1 protein-coding gene is annotated in these 1,000 nt (G+C 46.0%); it reads right to left on the reverse strand.

Annotated features, from left to right (window positions below; all coding sequences use genetic code 11):
- Positions 1-781: lipoyl synthase (locus ACS8FD_RS17065; protein WP_439276720.1), on the reverse strand; the 781-nt coding region annotated here is incomplete at its 3' end.
- Positions 782-1,000 lie beyond the last annotated feature (219 nt).

A 1,000-nucleotide genomic window follows, 5' to 3' on the forward strand; every position in this document is an offset into this window, starting at 1 on the left:
GATCGTCAAGTAGCGCATAAACCTCTTCTTCGGTCTCACCAAGTCCGACCATAAAGCCGCACTTAGTGGCGATATCAGGACGACGCTCTTTATAAATCTTAAGCAAATCTAGCGAATGCTGATAGTCAGAACCTGGACGGAAGGCTTTGTATAGACGTGGCACGGTTTCGATGTTGTGGTTAAAGACGTCTGGCGGTGTTTCAGTCAATAAGTCTAACGCAATCTCCATACGACCACGGAAATCTGGCACCAATATCTCGATCAAGCAGTTTGGGCTTAGCGCGCGCGATTCATTCAATACTTCTACAAAATGCCCAGCGCCGCCATCTTTTAGATCGTCACGATCGACAGAGGTAATGACCGCATATTTAAGACCCAAGCCTTGAATGGTCTCAGCAGTGTGACGTGGCTCATCTTTATCTAGCTCGTTTGGACGACCGTGGCCCACATCACAGAACGGACAGCGGCGGGTACAGATATCACCCATGATCATAAAGGTAGCTGTACCATCAGCGAAGCACTGCGGCAGGTTAGGGCAGGCCGCCTCTTCGCAGACGGTATAAAGCTTTTGCTCACGCAAGGTGGCTTTGATACGCGCGACTTCAGCAGGCGACGACATCTTTACCCGAATCCAATCTGGCTTTTTCTTGGCCTCGACGGTCGGGATGACCTTAATTGGGATACGCGCAACTTTGTCGTAGCCACGCAGTTTTTCGCCTTGAATGGCTTTCTTGGGTTTGACCTTAGCAGCAGGTACATGTGTTTGTACGGCAGTTGTCATAATGGAGTTATCTCTTAACCCTTTATACTATAAGGGTTTATGGAATGATCAGAATGTTTGATAAGTGTCGGTATTATAGCAGAAATTTAGGGTTTAATTTTTAGTGAATATTCTTAAGACTACTATGAATTGTTTGACTACCATAGTTTTAAATATCTATATCAATATCCAACTCATTCAGGATTTCTATGGCAGCGCGAAACGCTTCTTGAGTGGCAG

Source organism: Psychrobacter sp. 1U2 (genome assembly GCF_051847575.1).